Source organism: Mycobacterium sp. (assembly GCF_035314905.1).
In the GTDB taxonomy this organism is placed as follows: domain Bacteria; phylum Actinomycetota; class Actinomycetes; order Mycobacteriales; family Mycobacteriaceae; genus Mycobacterium.
In genome coordinates, this window is the sequence record NZ_DATFYW010000038.1 from 1 (window position 1) to 19,845 (window position 19,845).

Below are 19,845 nucleotides of genomic sequence, written 5' to 3' on the forward strand. Positions count from 1 at the left end.
GGCCAGCGGAGGTCCGGCCTGGCCGGCACCGACGATGATCGCGTCGAATTGCCCGGCGGTCACACCATGCTCGCCAGGTACCCGATCAAGAAGCCGCCACCGACCGCGATGACGTCTTCGAGCAGTGCGATCGGCAGATCCCGGCCACCGGTGGCCGCTACCAGGCGTTTGCGCGCCTCGTAGAAACCGAGCGTGCCGAGGACCGCGCCAACCACACCGGCACCCAGTGCGCTCCACGTGTAATGCCACGCCGATCCCAGCACCGCACCTGCGAAGCCGCCCACGATCAACCGCACGACGAACTGTGGCGGCGTCGTGCGGGCCGGGGTCTTGGGCAGCTGATCGGTGACCAACTCGCCGAGCGCGAGCACGCTCAGAATCGCCACGGCCACTGGATGCGCCAGCCATGACGACCATTTGTCGTGAATGTCGATCCAGCCGAGGAAGCCGGCCCAGCTCATCACCGCCGGGGCGGTGAACGCCCGCGAGCCGGCGATCACGCCGATGAGCAGAGCCAGGAGCAGAACCACGGCATGCGTCATGCGAGGACGCTAACACCAGAGCCGCTCAGAAGCGGCAGAACCTGATATCGGAGGCCAGAATCGCCTTTGCCCCGATCGACGCGAGTTCGTCCATGATCGCGTTGACGCCCTTGCGCGGCACCAAGGCTCGCACCGCCACCCAATTCGGGTCGGCCAGCGGTGCGATGGTCGGCGATTCCAGTCCGGGCGTCACCGCGGTGGCGCGGTCGAGCACGGCGCGCGGGCAGTCGTAGTCCAGCATCAGGTACTGCTGCCCGAACACCACGCCCTGCACTCGGGCGGCCAGCTGCTCACGGGCCGCGGCGGTGGCTTCGTCGGCGCTCTGCCGCTCGATCAGCACCGCCTCCGAATCACACAGCGGCTCACCGAAAGCCACGAGGTTGTGCAGACCCAGCGTGCGACCCGACCCGACCACGTCGGCGACCGCGTCGGCCACGCCCAGCTGCACCGAAATCTCGACAGCACCGTCGAGCCGGATGACGGTGGCATCGATCCCTCTGTCGGTCAGGTCTTTTTGCACCAGGTTCGGATACGCGGTGGCGATGCGCCTGCCGGCCAGGTCGGCGACCGTCCAGTTCCGACCCGCAGGGGCCGCGTACCGGAACGTCGACATCCCGAAGCCCAGCGCCAGCCGCTCCCGCACCGGCGCCAACGATTCCTGCGCCAGGTCGCGGCCCGTGATCCCGAAATCCAGGTCGCCCGATCCGACGTAGATCGCGATGTCCTTGGGACGCAAGAAAAAGAACTCGACCTCGTTCACCGGGTCGATGACGGTCAAGTCCCTGGGATCGCTGCGCCGGCGGTAGCCGGCCTCGGTCAGGATCTCGGTGGCCGGCTCACTCAACGCGCCCTTGTTGGGCACCGCTACTCTCAACATCTACAGCTTCCGGTACACATCGTCGAGGCTAAGCCCGCGCGCGATCATCAGCACCTGCGTCCAATACAGCAACTGGCTGATCTCGCCCGCCAGTTCCTCGTCGCCCTGGTGCTCGGCGGCCAGCCAAACCTCGCCCGCCTCCTCGAGGATCTTCTTGCCCACCCCGTGCACGCCCCCGTCCAGCGCGGCGACGGTGCCGCTGTCCGCCGGCCGGGTCCGCGCTTTCTCGCTCAACTCGGCGAACAGCGTGTCGAAGGTCTTCACGGCTCGCGATTGTTTCACGCGGCCGCGGCGACGGTCACGCGGGTTTCGGCTCCCCCGCCGCGTGGGCCTCATGGTGCCAGGCCTCGCTGTGCATGTCCTCCAGGTGCTTGCCCTTGGTCTCCTCCACCCACTGCCAGACGAAACCGAACGACAGCGCCGCGCACAGCGCGTAGAACCCGTACGCGAGGCCCAGCATGTCCCGCAGCGCCGGGAACGTCACCGTGATCAGCCAGTTGGCCGCCCACTGTCCGGCCGCGGCCAGACCCAGCGCCGCGGCGCGGATGCGGTTCGGGAACATCTCGCCGAGCAGCACCCACACGACCGGCCCCCACGACATGCCGAACGCGACCACGAAGAGGTTCGCCGCGACCAGTGCGATCGGGCCCGCCGCGCCGTCGAGGTGCGGCTTGCCGTCGACCAGCGGGGCGGTGCCGAAGATCACCGCCATCGTGCCCAGCGTGACCGCCATCCCGGTGGATCCGATCAGCAGCAGCGGCTTGCGGCCGACCTTGTCGATCAGCGCGATCGCGATCAGCGTGGTCAAGATGTTCGTCACCGACGTGATCACGGTGATCGTGAACGACGAGGTCTCCTTGAATCCCACGGCCTCCCACAGCACGTTGGAGTAGTAGAAGATCACGTTGATGCCGACGAACTGCTGAAAGATCGACAACCCCAGACCCACCCAGACGATGCCGTACAGGCCGCCGGTCGGCTTGCGCAAATCCCGCCAGGACGGCGGCGTTTCGGCACGCAGCGAATCCTGGATCCGCGAAATGGTCAGTTCGAGGTTCTTCTCCCCCAGCAGCAGGGTGAGCACCCGGCGGGCTTCCGGAATCCGGTACTTCGCAACGAGATAGCGCGGCGATTCGGGGATCGTATAGGCCAGCGCCCCGTACACGATGGCCGGCACGGCCATCACGATGAACATCCAGCGCCATGCCTGCAGACCAAACCACAGGTCCGCCCGCGACCCGCCGGCCAGGTGCGCGAGCACCCAGTCGATCGCCAGCGACAGGAAGATTCCCGACACGATCGCAAGCTGCTGCAGTGAGCCTAGGCGTCCCCGTATGCGCGGCGGCGAGGTTTCCGCGATGTAGGCCGGCGCGATCACGGAGGCCACCCCGACGCCGATCCCGCCGATGATCCGGAAGAGGACCACCACCCACACGCTGGGCGCGAGGCCGGTGCCGATCGCGCTGATCAAGAACAGCAGCGCGGCGATCTTCATCACCGCGAGCCGACCCAGTTTGTCGGCGAGCCGCCCTGCCGTCACCGCGCCGAGTGCCGCGCCGAGAAGCGCCGAGGCCACAGCGAAACCCAACGTGGCGTTGTCGATGTGGAAGTGGTCCTGAACGGCCGCCACCGCACCGTTGATGACCGCACTGTCGTAGCCAAAAAGGAGGCCGCCGAGAGCGGCGACCGAGGCGATGCGAACTACGCGACCGGAATCATAATCATCGTCATCAAAGGTTGAGGGCGTATCACCGACCGGACCGTGGACCATGGGGCACGTCCTTTCCTCACTCCAGCGTGATGGAGGTCACACTAATAACCTGGGTCAGGTCATGCGGTCCGTTCACCGAACTCCGTGTCCAGCTGCGAAAAAATGTCACGAAGACCCTCGACGTCGACCCCGGCCAGCGACGCAATGTGCCGACGACGCGGGCCGCCCGGCACCTCGACGTCGTTGGGCACCACCAACACACGACAGCCCGCACCCTCGGCGGACGCAGCGCCCGTTACCGAGTCCTCAATGGCGAGACAACACCGCGGGGACTGGCCCAGTAACGCCGCGGCCCGCTGATACGGATCAGGCGCCGGCTTGCCACGCGGAACCTCGTCGCCGCAGACGATTGCCGAAAAATTCTGGCGGCCAATAGTATTCAATGCACGTTCGGTAAGTGAGCGTTTGGTGTTGGTCACCAGGGCCATCGGAATCCGCTCCGCGGCAAGCTGCTCGAGCAACTCCGACGCGCCTTCGCACCACGCCAATCCCATGTCGAACAGTTCCGCTGTGTGCTCGTGCAACCAGTCCGCCGTGGCGGCCATGTCGGCGGGATCGGGGTCACGGCCGAGGTCGGCGTAGACGATCCGCATCGTATTCTCCGCGGATCCCCCGACCGTGGCCGCCCTCACCTGCGGGGTCAGGATGCCGCCGAGACGGTCGTAGAGAGCGTGCATCGCGACGTCCCAGAGCTTTTCGGAGTCGACCAGCGTCCCGTCCATGTCCCACAGCACGGCCCTCACGGGCGTTTGCTCTTCGCGCAAGCGCTCATCGGAGGACGACCCTAGACATTGCCCTAGACATTGAAGTACTTGGCCTCCGGATGAACCAGCACGAACGCGTCGGTGGACTGCTCGGGGTGCAGCTGCAGTTCTTCGGACAGCGTGACGCCGATCCGCTCGGGCTCGAGCAGCGCCATCATCTTCCTGCGATCCTCGAGGTTCGGGCACGCGCCGTAGCCGAACGAGAAACGAGCGCCGCGGTAGCCGAGCTTGAAGTAGTCCTCGACCGATTCGGGGTCCTCGGCCGACACCGGGCGGTCACCGGCGAACGTCAGCTCCTCGCGGATGCGCCGGTGCCAGTACTCTGCGAGCGCCTCGGTCAGCTGCACGCCGATGCCGTGCACCTCCAGGTAGTCGCGGTAGGAGTTCGACGCAAACAGCTCGTTGGCGAAGTCGGCGATCGGCTGGCCCATGGTCACGAGCTGGAACGGCAGCACGTCCACCTGCCCGAGCTCACGGGCCCGCTCCCGCGACCTGATGAAGTCCGCGATGCACAGGAACCGGCCCCGCTGCTGTCGCGGGAACGTGAACCGGAACCGCTCGGGGGCATCGGGTCTCGGCTCCGTCAGGACGATGACGTCGTCGCCTTCCGAGACAGCCGGGAAGTAGCCGTACACCACGGCCGCGTGGGCGAGCACGCCGTCGGTGGACAACCGGTCCAGCCAGTAACGCAGCCGCGGCCGACCGTCGCTTTCCACCAGGTCCTCGTATGACGGCCCGTCGCCGCCACGGGCGCCTCGCAGGCCCCACTGTCCGAGGAACAACGCGCGTTCGTCCAGCAACCCGGCGTAGTCGGCCACCGCGACGCCCTTGACGACGCGGGTGCCCCAGAACGGCGGAACGGGGACGTCGACGTCGGCGGCGACGTCGGAGCGGTCGGGCACCTCCACCGGCGTCTCGGCGACCTTGCGCTCGGCCGCGATGCGTTTCGAACGCTCGTGACGGGCCTTGCGCTCGGCCTCCTTGTCCCGCGCCGCAACGGCTTCGGGGCTGTTCGGATCGGGGGTTACGCCGCGCTTGGCGTTCATGATGGTGTCCATCAGACGCAGACCCTCGAACGCGTCACGTGCGTAATGCACCTCCCCCCGGTAGATCTCGGCCAGGTCGTTCTCGACGTAGCCGCGGGTGAGGGCCGCGCCGCCGAGCAGCACCGGGAACTTGCCGGCCACCCCGCGGCTGTTCATCTCCTCGAGGTTTTCCCTCATCACGACCGTCGACTTCACCAGCAGCCCCGACATCCCGACCACGTCGGCGCTCTTGTCTTGTGCCACTTCGAGAATGGTCGCGATCGGCTGCTTGATGCCGATGTTGACGACCTCGTAGCCGTTGTTGCTCAGGATGATGTCGACGAGGTTCTTGCCGATGTCGTGCACGTCACCCTTGACGGTTGCCAGCACGATGCGGCCCTTGCCGGCGTCGTCGTCGGACTTCTCCATGTGCGGCTCGAGGTGTGCCACCGCGGTCTTCATCACCTCGGCGGACTGGAGCACGAACGGCAGCTGCATCTGCCCGGACCCGAACAGCTCACCGACGGTCTTCATGCCGGCCAGCAGGTCCTCGTTGATGATGTCGAGCGCCGGCTTCCGGGTCATCGCCTCGTCGAGATCGGCCTCCAGGCCGTTGCGCTCGCCGTCGACGATGCGCCGGGCCAGCCGCTCCAGCAGCGGCAGTTTGGCCAGTTCGGCCGCGCGGGACTCCCTCGACGACGCCGCCGACACACCCTCGAACATGCCCATCAGTTCCTGCAGCGGGTCGTAGCCCTCGCGGCGCCGGTCGTAGACCAGGTCAAGTGCGGTAGTGCGTTGTTCGCCGGGAATCCGGTTCATCGGAAGGATCTTCGACGCGTGCACGATCGCCGAATCCAGGCCCGCCTCGCGGCATTCGTTGAGGAACACCGAATTCAGCACCTGCCGGGCGGCCGGGTTGAGGCCGAACGAGATGTTCGACAACCCCAGCGTTGTCTGCACATCCGGGTGCCGCTTCTTCAATTCGCGGATGGCTTCGATGGTTTCGATGCCGTCGCGGCGCGACTCCTCCTGGCCGGTGCAGATCGTGAAGGTCAGGCAGTCGATCAGGATCGACGACTCGTCGACACCCCAGTTGGTGGTGATGTCGTCGATCAGCCGTTCGGCTATCGCGACCTTCTTGTCGGCGGTGCGAGCCTGGCCGTCCTCATCGATGGTCAACGCGACGACCGCGGCGCCGTGCTCGGCGACCAACTCCATGGTCTTGTGAAACCGCGACTCCGGCCCGTCGCCGTCCTCGTAGTTGACCGAGTTGACCGCGCAGCGGCCGCCCAGGTGCTCCAAACCCGCTCGCAGCACCGCGGTTTCGGTGGAGTCCAGCATGATCGGCAGCGTCGAGGCGGTCGCCAGCCTGCCGGCCAGCGCCGTCATGTCCGCGGCGCCGTCGCGGCCGACGTAGTCCACACACAGGTCGAGCAGGTGCGCGCCGTCGCGGGTCTGTTCCTTGGCGATGTCCAGGCACCTCTGGTAGTCCTCGGCGATCATCGCCTCGCGGAAGGCCTTGGAGCCGTTGGCATTCGTGCGTTCGCCGATCATCAGCACCGATGCGTCCTGCGCGAACGGCGTCGACGAGTACAGCGACGAAACCGACGGCTCGTGGGTCACGCTCCGCTCGGCGCGCTGCACGCCGCGAACGGCCCCGGCGACCTGCCGGATGTGCTCGGGGGTGGTGCCGCAGCAGCCGCCCACCAGTGACAGCCCGAACTCGGTGATGAAGCCGGACAGCGCTTTGGCGAGCTCCTCGGGTTTGAGCGGGTACTCCGCACCGTTGGCGCCGAGCACCGGCAGTCCGGCGTTGGGCATCACCGACACCGGCACGCGCGCGTGCCGGGACAGGTGGCGCAGGTGCTCGCTCATCTCGGCCGGCCCGGTCGCGCAGTTCAGGCCGATCATGTCCACGCCGAGCGGTTCGATGGCGGTCAGCGCCGCACCGATCTCGCTGCCCAGCAGCATCGTGCCGGTGGTTTCCATCGTCACGTGGGTGAACACCGGAATCCGCCGACCGGCCTGGGCCATCGCGCGGCGCGCGGCCAGCACCGCGGCCTTCAACTGCAGCAGGTCCTGGCACGTCTCGATCAGGATCGCGTCGGCCCCGCCGTCGAGCATGCCGAGCGCAGCCTCGATGTAGGCGTCGCGGATCGCGGTGAACGTGGTGTGTCCGAGCGTGGGCAGCTTGGTGCCGGGACCCATCGATCCCAGTACGTAGCGCTTGCGATCGGGTGAGCCGAGGTCGTCGGCGACCCGGCGCGCGATGACGGTGGCCTTCTCGGACAGCTCGCGGATCCGGTCGGCGATGTCGTAGTCGCCGAGGTTGGACAGGTTGCAGCCGAAGGTGTTCGTCTCCACCGCATCGGCGCCCGCCTCGAAATAGGCGCGGTGGATGTGCTCGATCACATCCGGTCGGGTGTCGTTGAGGATCTCGTTGCAGCCCTCGAGTCCGCGGAAGTCATCGAGCGTCAGATCGGCGGCCTGCAGCTGCGTGCCCATCGCACCGTCGCCGATCACGACCCTCTCCGAAAGGGCCGTCAACAGGTCGGTGTCGTAGTCACGATCAGGCGCAGGAGTCACACCAAATAGGGTAGTCGGTCTAGCAAAACGGGGATCGGGTCACAGCCCTCGCGGGGCCCGAACACGCTCTACGCTGAACTGATGACCCCGTCGGATGCCAGCAGCAATCGTTACGGCGTCGACCTGCCCGAACTGCACGACGCGGTGATCATCGCCGCCTTCGAGGGCTGGAACGACGCCGGTGATGCGGCGAGCGACGCGCTGGAACATCTCGACGCGATATGGGAGGCCGGGCCGATCGCCGAGATCGACGATGAGGCCTACTACGACTACCAAGTGAACCGGCCGGTGATCCGCCAGGTCGACGGCGTCACCCGGGAGTTGGTGTGGCCGTCGATGCGCATCTCATACTGCCGGCCGCCCGGCAGCGACCGCGACATCGTCTTGATGCACGGCGTCGAGCCGAACATGCGGTGGCGGACCTTCTGCGCGGAGCTGCTGGCGATCGCCGACAAGCTCAACGTCGGCACCGTCGTCATCCTGGGTGCGCTGTTGGCCGACACCCCGCACACCCGGCCGGTGCCGGTGTCGGGTGCGGCGTACTCCCCCGAGTCGGCGCGCCACTTCGGGCTGGAGGAGACCCGCTATGAGGGACCGACCGGGATCGCCGGGGTGTTCCAGGACGCCTGCGTCGCCGCCGGGATACCCGCGGTGACGTTCTGGGCGGCGGTTCCGCACTACGTGTCGCAGCCGCCGAACCCGAAGGCGACCATCGCGCTGCTGCGCCGGGTCGAAGACGTACTCGACATCGAGGTCCCGCTTGCCGATTTGCCGATGCAGGCCGAGGAGTGGGAGGCCGCGGTCACCGAGATGACCGCCGAGGACGAGGAGATCGCCGAGTACGTGCAGACACTCGAGCAGCGCGGCGATGCCGAGGTCGACATGAACGAGGCGTTGAGCAAAGTCGACGGCGACGCGCTGGCCGCCGAATTCGAGCGCTACCTGCGCCGGCGCGGCCCGGGGTTCGGCCGCTAGGGCGTCGTTCGCCGATGGATAGCCTCGGTACGGGCGCTGGTCGAGCGGCCCAGGGCCGCGACCTCGGCGTCCATGCGTGGCAGCAGGTCCGCACGGGTCTTCGCCCCGGGCGCCTCGTAGACCCAGGTCGCCAACACGGGGCGAAGCCAACGAAATACCCCAGCCCACTTGGGGCAATAGACCCGCCTTTTGCGGTGCTCGATGCCATTGACGAACGCTTCCGCGCACTCGTCGACGGTCGTCAACTTGCCCAACGGCCCCAGCGATGACAGCAACTCCCGAAACGTCGACAGGTCTTGCTCGGCGTCGCGGACCAGCCCCGTGTCGATCCAGCCCATGTGCGCTGAGCCGACGCCGGTGCCCCGATGCCTTACCTCGAGCCGCAGCGTGTTCGCGAAATGCTCGACGCCGGCCTTCGCCGCGTTGTAAGACGCCATGCCCGGAGTAGCGGCGTAGGCAGCCACGGATGACACGATCAGCACGTAGCCGCGCCGCTCGATCACCGACGGCAGCGCTGCGCGCACGGTGTTGAAGACACCAACGAGATTGACGTCGATCACCCGCTTGAAGGCCGCCGGGTCGACTCCCAGCACGGTGCCGTAGCTCGCAATCCCTGCGTTTGCCACCACAATGTCGATCCCGCCGAAGCGCTCAACGGCCTTGCCCACCGCGCCTTCCATGGCAGCCAGGTCGCGGACATCGGCGACGGCGATCTGCACCCGCGCGTCACCCAGTTGTGCGGCCACTTCCCTCAGCGGTGCCTCATCCAAGTCGATCAGCACCAGCTTCGCGCCCTTGCCGTGCAGCCGTCGCGCTACCTCCGCGCCAATGCCGCGGGCGCCGCCAGTGATCAAGGCAACTTTGCCGTTCACGGAACTCATAGCAGGAAACCTACCGCACATAGCAGTGATGAGGGCTGACTTGGCGCCGCTAAAGCGCAACCCCGAGCAGCGCGTCGACGCAGGTGCGAACGAAGGCAGGCGCGTCGGGGTCGCGGCCGCCGTACTCGAGTGCGTCGGTGATCCAGCCATCCAGGGCCGCAAGGGCTTTCGGGGTGTCCAGATCGTCGGCGAGGTAGCGCCGGACGCGGGCGAGCAGATCGGCGGCGTCAGGACCCGCGGGCAGCGCCACCGCCTGTCGCCAGCGCGCCAGCCGGGCCAGGGCCTCCTCGAGCAGCGCCGCGCTCCACGACCGGTCGGCGCGGTAGTGGCCGGCCAAGAGGGCCAGCCGGATCGCGGTGGGCTCGACCCCGTCGGCCCGCAGCTGCGACACCAGCACCAGATTGCCGCGGCTCTTCGACATCTTGTGCCCGTCCCAGCCGATCATCCCGGCGTGCACATAATGGCGGGCGAACCGCCGCTCCCCCGTCACGCACTCAGCGTGCGCCGCGGAAAACTCGTGGTGCGGAAAGATCAGGTCCGATCCGCCGCCCTGGATGTCCAGTCCGGTGCCGATCCGGCTCAGCGCGATCGCCGCGCACTCGACGTGCCAGCCCGGACGACCGTCGCCGAACGGCGACTGCCAGCTCGGCTCCCCGTCGCGGGCGGCGTACCACAGCAGCGCGTCGAGCGGATCCGCCTTGCCGGGCCGGCCGGGATCGCCGCCGCGCTCCGCGAACAGCCGCTCCATCGTCGCGCGGTCATAGCCCGACTCGTACCCGAACTGCCGGGTGGCGTCGGCGCGGAAGTAGACGTCGGGGTGATCGGGATCGTCGACGATGTACGCCGCCCCGGATGCCAGCATCTTTTCGACGACCTCGACCACTTCTTCGATGGCCTCGGTCGCGGCCACGTACTCCCGCGGCGGCAGCACCCGCAGTGCGGCCATGTCGGTGCGGAACAGGTCGGTCTCGCGGTCGCCGAGGTCGCGCCAGTCGACACCGTCGCGCCGCGCCCGCTCGAACAGCGGGTCGTCGACGTCAGTGATGTTCTGCACGTAGTGGACGTCGTGGCCGGAGTCCAGCCACACCCGGTACACGAGGTCGAACGCCACGTAAGTGGCGGCATGGCCAAGATGGGTGGCGTCGTAGGGGGTGATGCCGCAGACGTACATCGTCGCGGTCCGCCCCGCCGCCACCGGCTGCACCTGGCGGTTGGACGTGTCGTACAGCCGCAACTCCGGGCCGCGCCCCGGCAGTGCCGGAACCGGTGCCGCGGTCCACGATTGCATGTAATCGACTCTAAGACCGCCGGATCACATCACGGCCCGCCGGATGGCCTGCAGCAGCATCCCGGCCACTTCGGTGCGACACATCAGCAGGTCAGGCAGGTACGGCTCGGGCTCGTTGTAGCGAAGCGGCGACCCGTCGAGCCGCGATGCGTGCAGCCCGGCGGCCCACATCACCCCGGCCGGTGCGGCCGAATCCCACTCCCACTGCCCTCCCGCGTGCAGATAGGCATCGACGTCACCGCGGACCACCGCCATCGCCTTCGCGCCGGCAGAGCCGATCGGAACGGGTTGGATCGCGACGATCTCGCTGATCCAGTACACCAGCGACGGGGCCCGGGTGGCGCTGACCGCCACGCGGATCGGCCGGTCGGCGGCGCCGAACCCGGTGGCGGCGCTGACGGTGTCGCTGCGATACAGCTCGCCGAGGGCAGGCAGCGCAACCGCGGCGTCGGTGATCTCGCGGCCGTCCTGCCACAGCGCGACATGCACCGCCCAGTCGTCGCGGCCGGGTGTCGAGAATTCGCGGGTGCCGTCCAGCGGGTCGATGATCCAGACCCGGTCGAGCCTGAGCCGGGCCAGGTCGTCGTGGGCCTCCTCGCTGAGCACACCGTCGTCCGGGCGCTCGTCGCGGAGCCGGCCCAGGATCAGCGCGTTGGCGCGCCTGTCCCCGGCCGCGCCGAGCGCGCGCCGGTCGTAGAAGCCGAGCTCGTCGCGGACCTCCAGCAACAGCTTCCCGGCCTCCTCGGCGAGCTCGGCGGCCAGCTCGGCATCGGTGAGGGTCACGCTGCCAGTATCGCCGAAGGCCGACGGTGCGACCGATCGCCGCTCAAAACGCCGGCCACGGGATCGGCCTGCGCCGGTCCGGGGTGGGCATCACCGGAGTGTCCAGCAGCGCCTCGGCCCGCCGCCGCAGCGCGGTGATCTCGGCGCCGGTGATGTGCCCGCGCAGCGCGGCGCCCAGCGGGCCCCGCAACGCGGTCACGAGCCGCGCGACCGCGGCGAGGTTGTCATCGTCGACGGGCTTGCCGGCCCACCCCCACAGCACCGTGCGCAGCTTGTCCTCGACGTGCAGGCAGATGCCGTGGTCGACGCCGTAGACGTTGCCGTCGAGCCCGGTGAGGATGTGGCCGCCCTTTCGGTCGGCGTTGTTGACCAGCACGTCGAACACCGCCATCCGGCGTAGCCGCGCGTCATCGGCGTGCACCAGCGTCACCTCATCGCCGGCGTAGTCGTAGGCGCGCAGCACCGGCAGATAACCGGCCGGCACCTTGCCCGCCGGGAACAGGTCGATCAGATCCGGGTTGGTCTTCTCGTCGTCGGTCGACGAGTCGTCGGGTTCCTCGATCCAGCGCTGCAGCATTCCGCGGCCTGCGGGCCCGTCGCGAATGATGGTGTGCGGCACGATGTTCCAGCCGAGCGACTCCGACACCAGGTAAGCGGCGAGCTCCCGGCCGGCCAGCGTGCCGGCGGGGAAGTCCCACAGCGGCTGCTCGCCGGCGATCGGCTTGTACACGCAGTGGATCCGGTGTCGCGCCCACTGTGCCTCGCACAGGAAGGTGGCGTTGCTCGCCGAGCGGATGCGCCCGATGACGGTCAGTTCGCCGCGGCGCAGCGCCTCGGAGTTCTCACACCCCGTCATCGGCGGACTCGAACGGCGCACCGCGCCGATAACCGTTGGTGCGCACGCAGATATGGCCTGCGGGATCCAGCGGCTCGTCGCACAGCGGGCATGGCGGACGGCCTGCCGAAATCACTCGATTGGACCGGTTTGCGAACTGCCGCGCCGATTCCGGCGTCAGGAACACCCGCACCGCGTCCGGGCCCTCCTCGGCGTCGTCGAGCACGACGGACGCGTCGAACTCCGTATCGGTCACCGCGAGCAACTCCACGACCACGGTCTGAGCCTCCGAGTCCCAGCCCAGGCCCATCGTGCCAACCCGGAACTCGGCATCCACCGGGGTGACCAGCGGGCTGAGGTCATCCACCTCACCGGTGTCCGGCGGGATCGGGGTGCCGAACCGGCGGTGCACCTCCACCAGCAGCGCGCCGATCCGCTCAGCGAGCACCGCGACCTGCTGCTTCTCCAGCACCACCGACACCACGCGGGAATCGTGCACCGCCTGCAGGTAAAAGGTCCGGTTTCCGGGCTGGCCGATAGTCCCGGCCACGAAACGGTCGGGTGAGCGGAAGACGTGAATTGCTCGGGCCATGGCACATTCCAAAATACCGGTTAATGCACCTGAGCCGTAATTCCTCAATCCGTGGGCCCTCCGACAACGGCGTCACCGGTCGGCACCCCCTCGGCACCGTCGGTCTGCGACGGCTTCGCCACGAGGCCCGACGCCAACTCGGTGCCGGTGTGGTTGACGTGAACAACGAACGGGCGCAGCGGGGTATAGCGAATTACGCTCATCGAGGCGGGATCGGCGGTGATGCGCTGGAAGCTGTCCAGGTGAGTGCCAAGAGCGTCGGCGATCACCGCCTTGATCACATCGCCGTGCGTGCACGCCAGCCACAACGCGTCGCCGCCGTGCTCCTCGGCGAGCCGGCGGTCGCGCTCGCGCACCGCGGTGACCGCCCGCGCCTGAACGTTCGCCAAGCCTTCCCCGCCGGGAAACACGGCCGCGCTGGGCTGGGCCTGCACAACCGACCACAGCGGCTCCTTGACGAGCTCGCCGATCTTACGTCCGGTCCACTGGCCGTAGTCCACCTCGGACAGCCGCTCGTCGACGATCGGCTCGAGCCCCAGCGCGGCGGCCAGCGGCTCCAGCGTGCGACGGCAGCGCAGCAGCGGCGACGTCACCAAAGCGCGGATCGGCAGCGACCCGATGCGCTGCACGAGCGCGCCGGCCTGCTCCCGGCCCTTGTCGTCGAGGTCGATGCCTTCGGCGCGGCCGGCCAGCACATGGGCGGTGTTGGACACCGACCGCCCGTGCCGCAGCAGGATGACGGTCATGACGCGGCCACCGTCGAGACGGCGGTGAACGACGCCGCGGCGTCGGGCAGGAACTCGGTCAGTCCCTGCAGCACCGCCAGGACGACCACCTGCCGCCAGGACATCGCCGCCGCTTCCACGCCGACGACCGTACCCGGTCGGCGGTCAGCGGGACTGCTTGGAACCCGCGCGTGCCACCGGCTGGGCGGCCGCCACCAGATCACGCACCGCGGCGACGACGCTGCGCTCGTCGGTGAGGTCGATGTTGGTGAGCCGGCGCGTCGCGACCGCCACGACGTCTTCCGCTTGCGGGACCGGGCCCGCCAGTCGCGGCCGGTACAGCTCGACCACAAGCAGGTTCTTCTCGGTGTGGAACGCGAAGCTGCGGCCATCGCCGATGCGCCCGAATCCACTGGCGAACACACCGGTGTAGACGTCTTCGACGAAGAACTCCCGACCGGCACAATCGCTGTCAGCGGCAAGGGTCATGGGGTGGACCATACCGCCGCAGCACCGATCCCGAGACCGGGAGCCGGCGATTCGCGACGGGAACTTTACCTAGACTTTCGGCCGTTGCGCCCGCACACCCGTAACAACAGAAGGTCACCCTTTGCCGCGATCGACAAACCACCCAGCCCGCGCGGCTGTCTCCGGCATCACTGTGGTGCTGGTGTGGTTGCTGGTGGGCAGCATCGCCGCGGCGGGTTGCTCATCGCACCCGGCCGCAACCCTTCCCCCGACGATCGCGCCGGCCGGCCCGGCGGCGTCGCCCCCGGTCGCCGGCCCGCCCGCCGGCGTCGTGCACCCGCTGCCCGGCCGTGCCCGGGCCGCGTTGTTCGACGCGGCAACGTCGTCGCTGGTGGCGTTCAGCGGCGGCGCCGACGCGCACTCGCCGGCGACCGTGACGGTGTTCGGCGGCGGCGGCGTCGCGCAGCGCACCATCGCGCTGCCCGGGCCCGCGACCGCGTTGGCCGGTGACAACCGAGGAGCGGCCTACCTCGCCACGCGCGGCGGGTATTTCCAGGTCGATGTGGCCGCGGGCCGGACCAGCCGCGTGGGCGTGGACGGCCAGGACGGCACCGAATTCACCGCGATCGCACGGCGCGCCGACGGCAGACTGGTGCTCGGAAGCGCCGACGGGGCGGTGTACACGCTCGGCCCGGCGTCCTCGGTCGCGGCGCGGGTCAAGATCTTCTCCCGAGTGGATGCGCTTGCAACACAGGGAAATACGGCTGTGGTACTGGACCGCGGGCAGACCTCCGTCACCACGATCGACGCCGACGGCGCTCGCCCCCGGCATGCGCTGGCGGCCGGCGAGGGCGTCACCACGCTCGCCGCGGACCCGGCCGGGCGGGTGCTGGTCGCCGACACCCGCGGTGGCGAGTTGCTGGTGTTCAGCGTCGACCCGCTGATGATGCGTCAGCGTTACCCCGTGCGGGAAGCGCCATACGGGCTGGCCGGAACCCGTACCCTGACTTGGGTGTCAGAGACCGCGGCGAATTTGGTTGTTGGTTACGATCTGGCTACCGGAATACCCCTTGAGAAGGTGCGATACCCAACCGTGAGGCAACCCGACTCACTGGCCTTCGACGAAGCCAGTGGCACTCTGTACGTGGTGTCGGGCGACGGCGACGGGGTGCAGGTGATCGACCATGCGGCGGTTCCGCGGTGACGGCGGCAGCGCGCGGCCGGATGCCACCGGGCTGGGACGCTGATCTGTCCGATGACTACGAGTGGGTGCCGCTGCGACTGCCGCCCGACATGACCAGGATCAGCGCGTTGACCCGGCTGTCGATCGAGGCCGAGTATCGGGGCTGGGAGCTGACCCGGGTGCGGCTCTACACCGACGGCAGCCGGCGGGTCCTATTGCGCCGCAAGAAGTCTCATAGTCTGGCTGACCAACCCGAGCTGTGATGTACCGCGCTGTGCGGCGGCTGCTGTTCCTGGTACCGGCCGAGCGCATCCACACCTGCGTGTTCCTGGCGCTGCGGGCAGTGACCGCCGTCCCACCGTCCCGGAAGCTGCTGCGCCGGCTGCTCGCCCCCCGCGACCCGGCGCTGGCCGTGACGGTGTTCGGCGTACGGTTTGCGGGCCCGCTCGGGCTGGCGGCCGGGTTCGACAAGGACGGCACGGGGCTGCCGGCCTGGGGCGCGCTCGGGTTCGGCTTCGCCGAGGTGGGCACCGTGACGGCGCACCCCCAGCCGGGCAACCCGCAGCCGCGGCTCTTCCGGCTGCCCGACGACCGCGCGCTGCTCAACCGGATGGGGTTCAACAACCACGGCGCCGGCGAGCTGGCGCTCCGGTTGGCGCGACGGCACCCCGACGTGCCGATCGGCGTCAACATCGGCAAGACCAGGCTGACCCCGCCCGAGCGGGCGGCCGACGACTACCGCGCGAGCGCGCGCCTGGTCGGCCCGCTCGCGGACTTCGTGGTGGTCAACGTCAGCTCGCCGAACACGCCGGGCCTGCGCGATCTGCAGGCCGTCGAATCGCTGCGGCCGATCCTGACCGCGGTGCGGGCGGAGACGTCGACGCCGGTATTGGTCAAGATCGCGCCGGACCTGTCCGACGCCGAGATCGACGCGATCGCCGACCTCGCCGTCGAGCTGGGCCTTGCCGGCATCGTCGCAACCAACACCACCGTCGCCCGCGACGGCTTGACCACCCCCGGCGCCGCCGAGCTCGGCCCCGGCGGTGTGTCGGGGGCACCGCTGGCGCGGCGGTCCCTCCAGGTGCTGCGGAGGCTGTACGGGCGGGTCGGCGACAGGCTCGTGCTCGTCAGCGTTGGCGGCATCGAGACCGCGGACGATGCGTGGGAGCGCATCACCGCCGGGGCGTCACTGCTGCAGGGCTACACCGGGTTCATCTACGGCGGCGGCTTGTGGCCCAAACACATTCACGACGGGCTGGCCCACCGGATCCGCGCCGCCGGGTTCGACAGCCTCGCCGATGCGGTGGGTTCGGCGACCCGACGAGCGTAGCGGGCCTAGGTCTGCTCGTACGTGCCGTGGATCAGGGCGCGGCCGATCGCGTTCATGAACAGGTTGAAGCCCAGGTAGGCGGGGCTGGCGTCCTCGCTCAGCTCGAGCTTCTCCACCTTCACGGCGTGCACCGCGATGAAGTAACGGTGCGGCCCGTGTCCCGGCGGCGGTGCGGCGCCGAGGTAGCGCCGCATGCCCGCGTCGTTCACCAAAGTCAATGCGTCGCCCGGCAATTCGCTGCCCTCGCCGACGCCGGAGGGCAATTCGGTGCAGGTGGCCGGTAGGTTGGCCACCGCCCAGTGCCAGAAGCCCGAGGCGGTCGGCGCGTCCGGGTCGTAGACGGTGACCGCGAAGCTCCGGGTCTCCTCGGGGAACCCCGACCAGGCCAGTTGCGGTGAGACGTCTTCGCCCCCGGCGCCCATGATTCCGCTGACCTGCGGATTCTTCAGCGGCTGGCCGTCGGTGACGTCCTGACTGGTCAGCGTGAACGCCGGCAGCCCGGGCAGGAAGTCGTACGGGTTGTACGGGAACGCCATGGTTGTCCTTTCCGAATCAGCAGTGCAACAGGAAATGTTCGAGCACGCGGGTGCCGAACTTCAGCGCGTCTACGGGTACCCGTTCGTCGACGCCGTGGAACAACGCCGCGAAATCCAGGTCCGGCGGCAACCGCAGCGGGATGAACCCGAAGCAGCGAATCCCCAAGCGCTTGAAGGCTTTTGCGTCGGTGCCGCCCGACATCATGTACGGCACGGTGCGGGCTTCGGGATCGACCGCGAGCAGCGCCGCGTTCATCGCGTCCACGAGGTCGCCGTCGAAGCTCGTCTCGTAGGACGGCAGGGCCCGGATCCACTCGCGGCTGACGTTGGGTCCGATGAGCTCGTCGACCTCGCGCTCGAACGCCGCCTGCCGGCCCGGCAGTACCCGGCAGTCGACGACCGCCTCGGCGGTGGCGGGGATGACGTTGGCCTTGTAGCCGGCCTTCAGCATCGTCGGGTTGGCGGTGTCGCGCAGTGTGGCGCCCACGATGCGAGCGATCGGGCCCAGCTTGGCGATCGCGCCTTCGAGGTCCGGCGAGTCGACGTCGAAAACGTGACCGGTCTCCTCGCCCACCGCCGCCAGAAACTCCGCGACCGGGTCGGTCAACACCAGCGGAAACCGGTGGCGGCCCAGCCGCGCGACGGCGTCAGCAACCATCGTCACGGCGTTGTCGTCGTGCACCATCGAGCCGTGTCCGGCACGGCCGCGGGCGGTGAGCCGCATCCACATCACCGACTTCTCGGCGGTCTCGATCAGGTAGAGCCGGCGTTCACCGCCGTCGCGCCGCGGCAAGGTCAGCGAGAACCCGCCGACCTCGCCGATCGCCTCGGTGACGCCGTCGAAGAGGTCCGGCCGCTGATCGACGAGCCACTGGGCGCCGTATTTGCCGCCGTGCTCCTCGTCGGAGACGAACGCGAAGACCAGCTCACGCGGGGGGACGATGCCCTCACGCTTGAAGTGGCGGGCCACGGCGATCATCATGCCGACCATGTCCTTCATGTCGACCGCGCCGCGGCCCCAGACGAATCCGTCCTCCACCGCGCCCGAAAAGGGGTGAACGCTCCAATCGGCCGCCTCGGCCGGGACGACGTCGAGGTGACCGTGCACCAGCAGCGCACCCCGGTTCGCGTTCGCGCCGGGTAGACGCGCGAACAGGTTGCCGCGCCCCGGCGCGCCGGCTTCGAGGTATTCGGTCTGGTAGCCGACCTCTTCCAGCTGCCGGGCGACCCACTGCGCGCAGTCCGCCTCACCCTTCGTCGTCTCGGGCTCGCCGGTGTTGGAGGTGTCGAACCGGATGAGCCTGCTGACAAGATCGACCACCTCGTCCGCGGGAGTCGTCACAATCCCCTTTCCTACCATTGGATCCATTGGATCGGACCTACAGGTTTGGGTCGGGTACCCGGATCCGATAGCCTTAGCTGCCCAGCTCACTATGGTTGGGCTAGGTCCGAGTGGCGGAATGGCAGACGCGCTAGCTTGAGGTGCTAGTGCCCTATTAACGGGCGTGGGGGTTCAAGTCCCCCCTCGGACACCGCGCGTGATGGGTCCGATCCGTCCGGTACCGACAAGGACTCTGGCCACGACCGCACCGAAGACGAATCCGCCCACATGGGCGAAGAACGCGACACCACTTCCACCGGTGTCGGAAGGGTACACCAGCGCGTAGCTGCCCTCGAAGAACTGGTGCAAAAACCAGCCGGCCAGGTAGAACCACGCCGGGATGCTGACCGGGAACCACCCCAGCAGCGTGCGGATGCGTGAGTCGGGATAAAGCACGATATACGCGCCCATCACCGCGGCGATCGCCCCGCTGGCACCGAGGGTGGGGATCTGCGCGTTGGACGCGCTGCCGAACAGCAGGGTCATCGCGGTCTGCATCCTCGCCGACCACATCCGCGGCATGCTCGACGAACTCGGCATTAGCCCTGCTCATCTGGTCGGCAACTCCTACGGCGGCGCGTGCGCGCTGCGACTCGCGCTGGACACCCCCAGCGGGTCGACAAGCTCGTGCTGATGGGTCCCGGCGGCGTCGGAACCACCCGCGGACTGCCCACACCGGGCATCAACAGCCTGTTCGGCTACTACGGCGGTGGGGGGCCGAGCCCGGAGAAGCTGCGCACCTTCATCCGCTCCTACCTGGTGCACGCCGGCGACGCCGTGCCGGACTCGCTGATCGAATCGCGCTACGCGGCGTCGATCGACCCCGAGGTCATCGCCAACCCGCCCCTGCAGCGTCCGTCCGGGCTGCGCACGCTATGGCGGATGGATTTCACCCGCGACCGCAGGCTCACCGGGCTGACCACGCCGACGCTGGTCATCTGGGGCCGCGAGGACAAGGTCAACAAGCCAAGCGGCGCCGCGATGCTGGCGCGGCGAATGCCCAACGCCGACACCCTGATCACCGCCAACACCGGTCACTGGGTCCAGTGGGAACGCGCCGACTGGTTCAACGCGGTCACCACCGCATTCCCGACAACCTAACTCTTGCAAGGAATCACGAATGACTAGCGACACTCTGGCGCCCTCGGTGTTCGGCAGCGTGCACCTGGGCTATGTTGTCATCGAAACGTATAAGTTCGCGGCCTGGACACGCTTCGGGCGCGATGCCATCGGCATGCAGCTCGATGAGATGGTGCCCGACACGATCCGATTCCGGCTCGACGCCAACGAATGCCGCTTCCCG

General features: G+C 68.6%; 20 protein-coding genes, 1 tRNA gene and 3 pseudogenes. 7 read left to right on the plus strand and 17 right to left on the minus strand.

Annotated features, from left to right (window positions below):
• Positions 1 to 59: 59 nt before the first annotated feature.
• Genes VKG81_RS02890 through metH form a run of 6 tightly spaced genes read right to left on the minus strand, consistent with a single transcriptional unit; the run spans position 60 to position 7,565 of the window.
• On the minus strand, positions 60 to 542 hold the full coding sequence (locus tag VKG81_RS02890; RefSeq protein WP_324389521.1) for a DUF4126 family protein: 483 nt from the start codon (positions 540 to 542) through the stop codon (positions 60 to 62).
• Positions 543 to 567: 25 nt separating this feature from the next.
• Entirely contained in the window at positions 568 to 1,419 is an 852-nt protein-coding gene (gene hisG / locus VKG81_RS02895) for an ATP phosphoribosyltransferase (protein WP_324389523.1), read from the minus strand.
• Entirely contained in the window at positions 1,420 to 1,701 is a 282-nt protein-coding gene (locus tag VKG81_RS02900) for a phosphoribosyl-ATP diphosphatase (RefSeq protein ID WP_324389525.1), read from the minus strand.
• Between the two features lie 16 nt (positions 1,702 to 1,717).
• A complete protein-coding gene (locus tag VKG81_RS02905; RefSeq protein ID WP_324389527.1) occupies positions 1,718 to 3,190 on the minus strand; it encodes a sugar porter family MFS transporter in 1,473 nt (490 codons plus the stop codon).
• Between the two features lie 59 nt (positions 3,191 to 3,249).
• On the minus strand, positions 3,250 to 3,933 hold the full coding sequence (locus VKG81_RS02910; protein WP_324389529.1) for an HAD family phosphatase: 684 nt from the start codon (positions 3,931 to 3,933) through the stop codon (positions 3,250 to 3,252).
• A 53-nt stretch (positions 3,934 to 3,986) separates the two neighbouring features.
• Positions 3,987 to 7,565, minus strand: a complete 3,579-nt coding sequence (gene metH, locus VKG81_RS02915; protein ID WP_324389531.1) for a methionine synthase — start codon at positions 7,563 to 7,565, stop codon at positions 3,987 to 3,989.
• An 81-nt stretch (positions 7,566 to 7,646) separates the two neighbouring features.
• On the opposite strand from metH, the gene VKG81_RS02920 reads away from it, so the two are divergent.
• Positions 7,647 to 8,540, plus strand: a complete 894-nt coding sequence (locus VKG81_RS02920) for a PAC2 family protein (protein ID WP_324389533.1) — start codon at positions 7,647 to 7,649, stop codon at positions 8,538 to 8,540.
• Here VKG81_RS02920 and VKG81_RS02925 read toward each other — a convergent pair.
• From VKG81_RS02925 to VKG81_RS02960, 8 genes and pseudogenes are all read right to left on the minus strand, one after another.
• On the minus strand, positions 8,537 to 9,421 hold the full coding sequence (locus VKG81_RS02925) for an SDR family oxidoreductase (protein WP_324389535.1): 885 nt from the start codon (positions 9,419 to 9,421) through the stop codon (positions 8,537 to 8,539). The genes VKG81_RS02920 and VKG81_RS02925 overlap by 4 nt on opposite strands.
• 49 nt (positions 9,422 to 9,470) lie before the next feature.
• Positions 9,471 to 10,709, minus strand: a complete 1,239-nt coding sequence (gene mshC / locus VKG81_RS02930) for a cysteine--1-D-myo-inosityl 2-amino-2-deoxy-alpha-D-glucopyranoside ligase (RefSeq protein WP_324389537.1) — start codon at positions 10,707 to 10,709, stop codon at positions 9,471 to 9,473.
• Positions 10,710 to 10,733: 24 nt separating this feature from the next.
• Positions 10,734 to 11,492 (minus strand): 3'(2'),5'-bisphosphate nucleotidase CysQ, encoded by a 759-nt coding sequence (locus VKG81_RS02935; RefSeq protein WP_324389539.1) that lies wholly within the window; start codon positions 11,490 to 11,492, stop codon positions 10,734 to 10,736.
• Between the two features lie 43 nt (positions 11,493 to 11,535).
• Positions 11,536 to 12,348: an SCO1664 family protein gene (locus VKG81_RS02940; protein WP_324389541.1), complete on the minus strand. Its 813-nt coding sequence runs from the start codon at positions 12,346 to 12,348 to the stop codon at positions 11,536 to 11,538.
• On the minus strand, positions 12,335 to 12,919 hold the full coding sequence (locus VKG81_RS02945; protein WP_324389543.1) for a DUF3090 domain-containing protein: 585 nt from the start codon (positions 12,917 to 12,919) through the stop codon (positions 12,335 to 12,337). The genes VKG81_RS02940 and VKG81_RS02945 overlap by 14 nt, the downstream gene beginning before the upstream one ends.
• Positions 12,920 to 12,963: 44 nt before the next feature.
• Positions 12,964 to 13,665, minus strand: a complete 702-nt coding sequence (locus VKG81_RS02950; RefSeq protein ID WP_324389544.1) for a histidine phosphatase family protein — start codon at positions 13,663 to 13,665, stop codon at positions 12,964 to 12,966.
• A 14-nt stretch (positions 13,666 to 13,679) separates the two neighbouring features.
• Positions 13,680 to 13,769, minus strand: a pseudogene (locus VKG81_RS02955) (undecaprenyl-diphosphatase); the annotation flags it as partial.
• Positions 13,770 to 13,809: 40 nt separating this feature from the next.
• Complete coding sequence (locus VKG81_RS02960) at positions 13,810 to 14,133, minus strand: hypothetical protein (RefSeq protein ID WP_324389548.1); 324 nt, start codon at positions 14,131 to 14,133, stop codon at positions 13,810 to 13,812.
• A gap of 166 nt (positions 14,134 to 14,299) precedes the next feature.
• On the opposite strand from VKG81_RS02960, the gene VKG81_RS02965 reads away from it, so the two are divergent.
• From VKG81_RS02965 to VKG81_RS02975, 3 genes are read left to right on the plus strand one after another with little or no spacing between them, the layout of a single operon-like run.
• Positions 14,300 to 15,316: a YncE family protein gene (locus tag VKG81_RS02965; RefSeq protein WP_414685124.1), complete on the plus strand. Its 1,017-nt coding sequence runs from the start codon at positions 14,300 to 14,302 to the stop codon at positions 15,314 to 15,316.
• Positions 15,313 to 15,558: a DUF5703 family protein gene (locus VKG81_RS02970; protein WP_324389550.1), complete on the plus strand. Its 246-nt coding sequence runs from the start codon at positions 15,313 to 15,315 to the stop codon at positions 15,556 to 15,558. The genes VKG81_RS02965 and VKG81_RS02970 overlap by 4 nt, the downstream gene beginning before the upstream one ends.
• Positions 15,558 to 16,625 carry a quinone-dependent dihydroorotate dehydrogenase gene (locus VKG81_RS02975; RefSeq protein ID WP_324389552.1) on the plus strand — a complete coding sequence of 356 codons (1,068 nt, stop codon included), beginning with the start codon at positions 15,558 to 15,560 and terminating at the stop codon, positions 16,623 to 16,625. The genes VKG81_RS02970 and VKG81_RS02975 overlap by 1 nt, the downstream gene beginning before the upstream one ends.
• Positions 16,626 to 16,630: 5 nt before the next feature.
• Here the strand turns inward: VKG81_RS02975 and VKG81_RS02980 are convergent, their stop codons facing one another.
• Positions 16,631 to 17,161 (minus strand): YbhB/YbcL family Raf kinase inhibitor-like protein, encoded by a 531-nt coding sequence (locus VKG81_RS02980; protein WP_324389554.1) that lies wholly within the window; start codon positions 17,159 to 17,161, stop codon positions 16,631 to 16,633.
• 16 nt (positions 17,162 to 17,177) lie between these two features.
• Entirely contained in the window at positions 17,178 to 18,521 is a 1,344-nt protein-coding gene (locus tag VKG81_RS02985) for a M20/M25/M40 family metallo-hydrolase (RefSeq protein WP_324389556.1), read from the minus strand.
• A gap of 86 nt (positions 18,522 to 18,607) precedes the next feature.
• Between VKG81_RS02985 and VKG81_RS02990 the strand changes: the two genes are divergently transcribed.
• Positions 18,608 to 18,693, plus strand: a tRNA-Leu gene (locus VKG81_RS02990).
• Here VKG81_RS02990 and VKG81_RS02995 read toward each other — a convergent pair.
• A complete protein-coding gene (locus tag VKG81_RS02995; RefSeq protein ID WP_324389558.1) occupies positions 18,675 to 19,028 on the minus strand; it encodes a rhomboid family intramembrane serine protease in 354 nt (117 codons plus the stop codon). The two genes, VKG81_RS02990 and VKG81_RS02995, sit on opposite strands and share 19 nt — an antisense overlap.
• Before the next feature lie 13 nt (positions 19,029 to 19,041).
• Between VKG81_RS02995 and VKG81_RS03000 the strand changes: the two are divergent.
• Positions 19,042 to 19,643, plus strand: a pseudogene (locus tag VKG81_RS03000) (alpha/beta fold hydrolase); the annotation flags it as partial.
• A 19-nt stretch (positions 19,644 to 19,662) separates the two neighbouring features.
• Positions 19,663 to 19,845: pseudogene (locus VKG81_RS03005) on the plus strand (extradiol ring-cleavage dioxygenase); the annotation flags it as partial.

Bases quoted from the DNA above. Each gene is read 5' to 3' on its own strand.
- VKG81_RS02890 (WP_324389521.1), bottom strand. From the start codon at position 542: ATGACGCATGCCGTGGTTCTGCTCCTGGCTCTGCTCATCGGCGTGATC.
- hisG (WP_324389523.1), bottom strand. From the start codon at position 1,419: ATGTTGAGAGTAGCGGTGCCCAACAAGGGCGCGTTGAGTGAGCCGGCC.
- VKG81_RS02905 (WP_324389527.1), bottom strand. From the start codon at position 3,190: ATGGTCCACGGTCCGGTCGGTGATACGCCCTCAACCTTTGATGACGAT.
- VKG81_RS02920 (WP_324389533.1), top strand. From the start codon at position 7,647: ATGACCCCGTCGGATGCCAGCAGCAATCGTTACGGCGTCGACCTGCCC.
- VKG81_RS02925 (WP_324389535.1), bottom strand. From the start codon at position 9,421: ATGAGTTCCGTGAACGGCAAAGTTGCCTTGATCACTGGCGGCGCCCGC.
- mshC (WP_324389537.1), bottom strand. From the start codon at position 10,709: ATGCAATCGTGGACCGCGGCACCGGTTCCGGCACTGCCGGGGCGCGGC.
- VKG81_RS02940 (WP_324389541.1), bottom strand. From the start codon at position 12,348: ATGACGGGGTGTGAGAACTCCGAGGCGCTGCGCCGCGGCGAACTGACC.
- VKG81_RS02945 (WP_324389543.1), bottom strand. From the start codon at position 12,919: ATGGCCCGAGCAATTCACGTCTTCCGCTCACCCGACCGTTTCGTGGCC.
- VKG81_RS02950 (WP_324389544.1), bottom strand. From the start codon at position 13,665: ATGACCGTCATCCTGCTGCGGCACGGGCGGTCGGTGTCCAACACCGCC.
- VKG81_RS02960 (WP_324389548.1), bottom strand. From the start codon at position 14,133: ATGACCCTTGCCGCTGACAGCGATTGTGCCGGTCGGGAGTTCTTCGTC.
- VKG81_RS02975 (WP_324389552.1), top strand. From the start codon at position 15,558: ATGTACCGCGCTGTGCGGCGGCTGCTGTTCCTGGTACCGGCCGAGCGC.
- VKG81_RS02980 (WP_324389554.1), bottom strand. From the start codon at position 17,161: ATGGCGTTCCCGTACAACCCGTACGACTTCCTGCCCGGGCTGCCGGCG.
- VKG81_RS02985 (WP_324389556.1), bottom strand. From the start codon at position 18,521: ATGGTAGGAAAGGGGATTGTGACGACTCCCGCGGACGAGGTGGTCGAT.
- VKG81_RS02995 (WP_324389558.1), bottom strand. From the start codon at position 19,028: ATGACCCTGCTGTTCGGCAGCGCGTCCAACGCGCAGATCCCCACCCTC.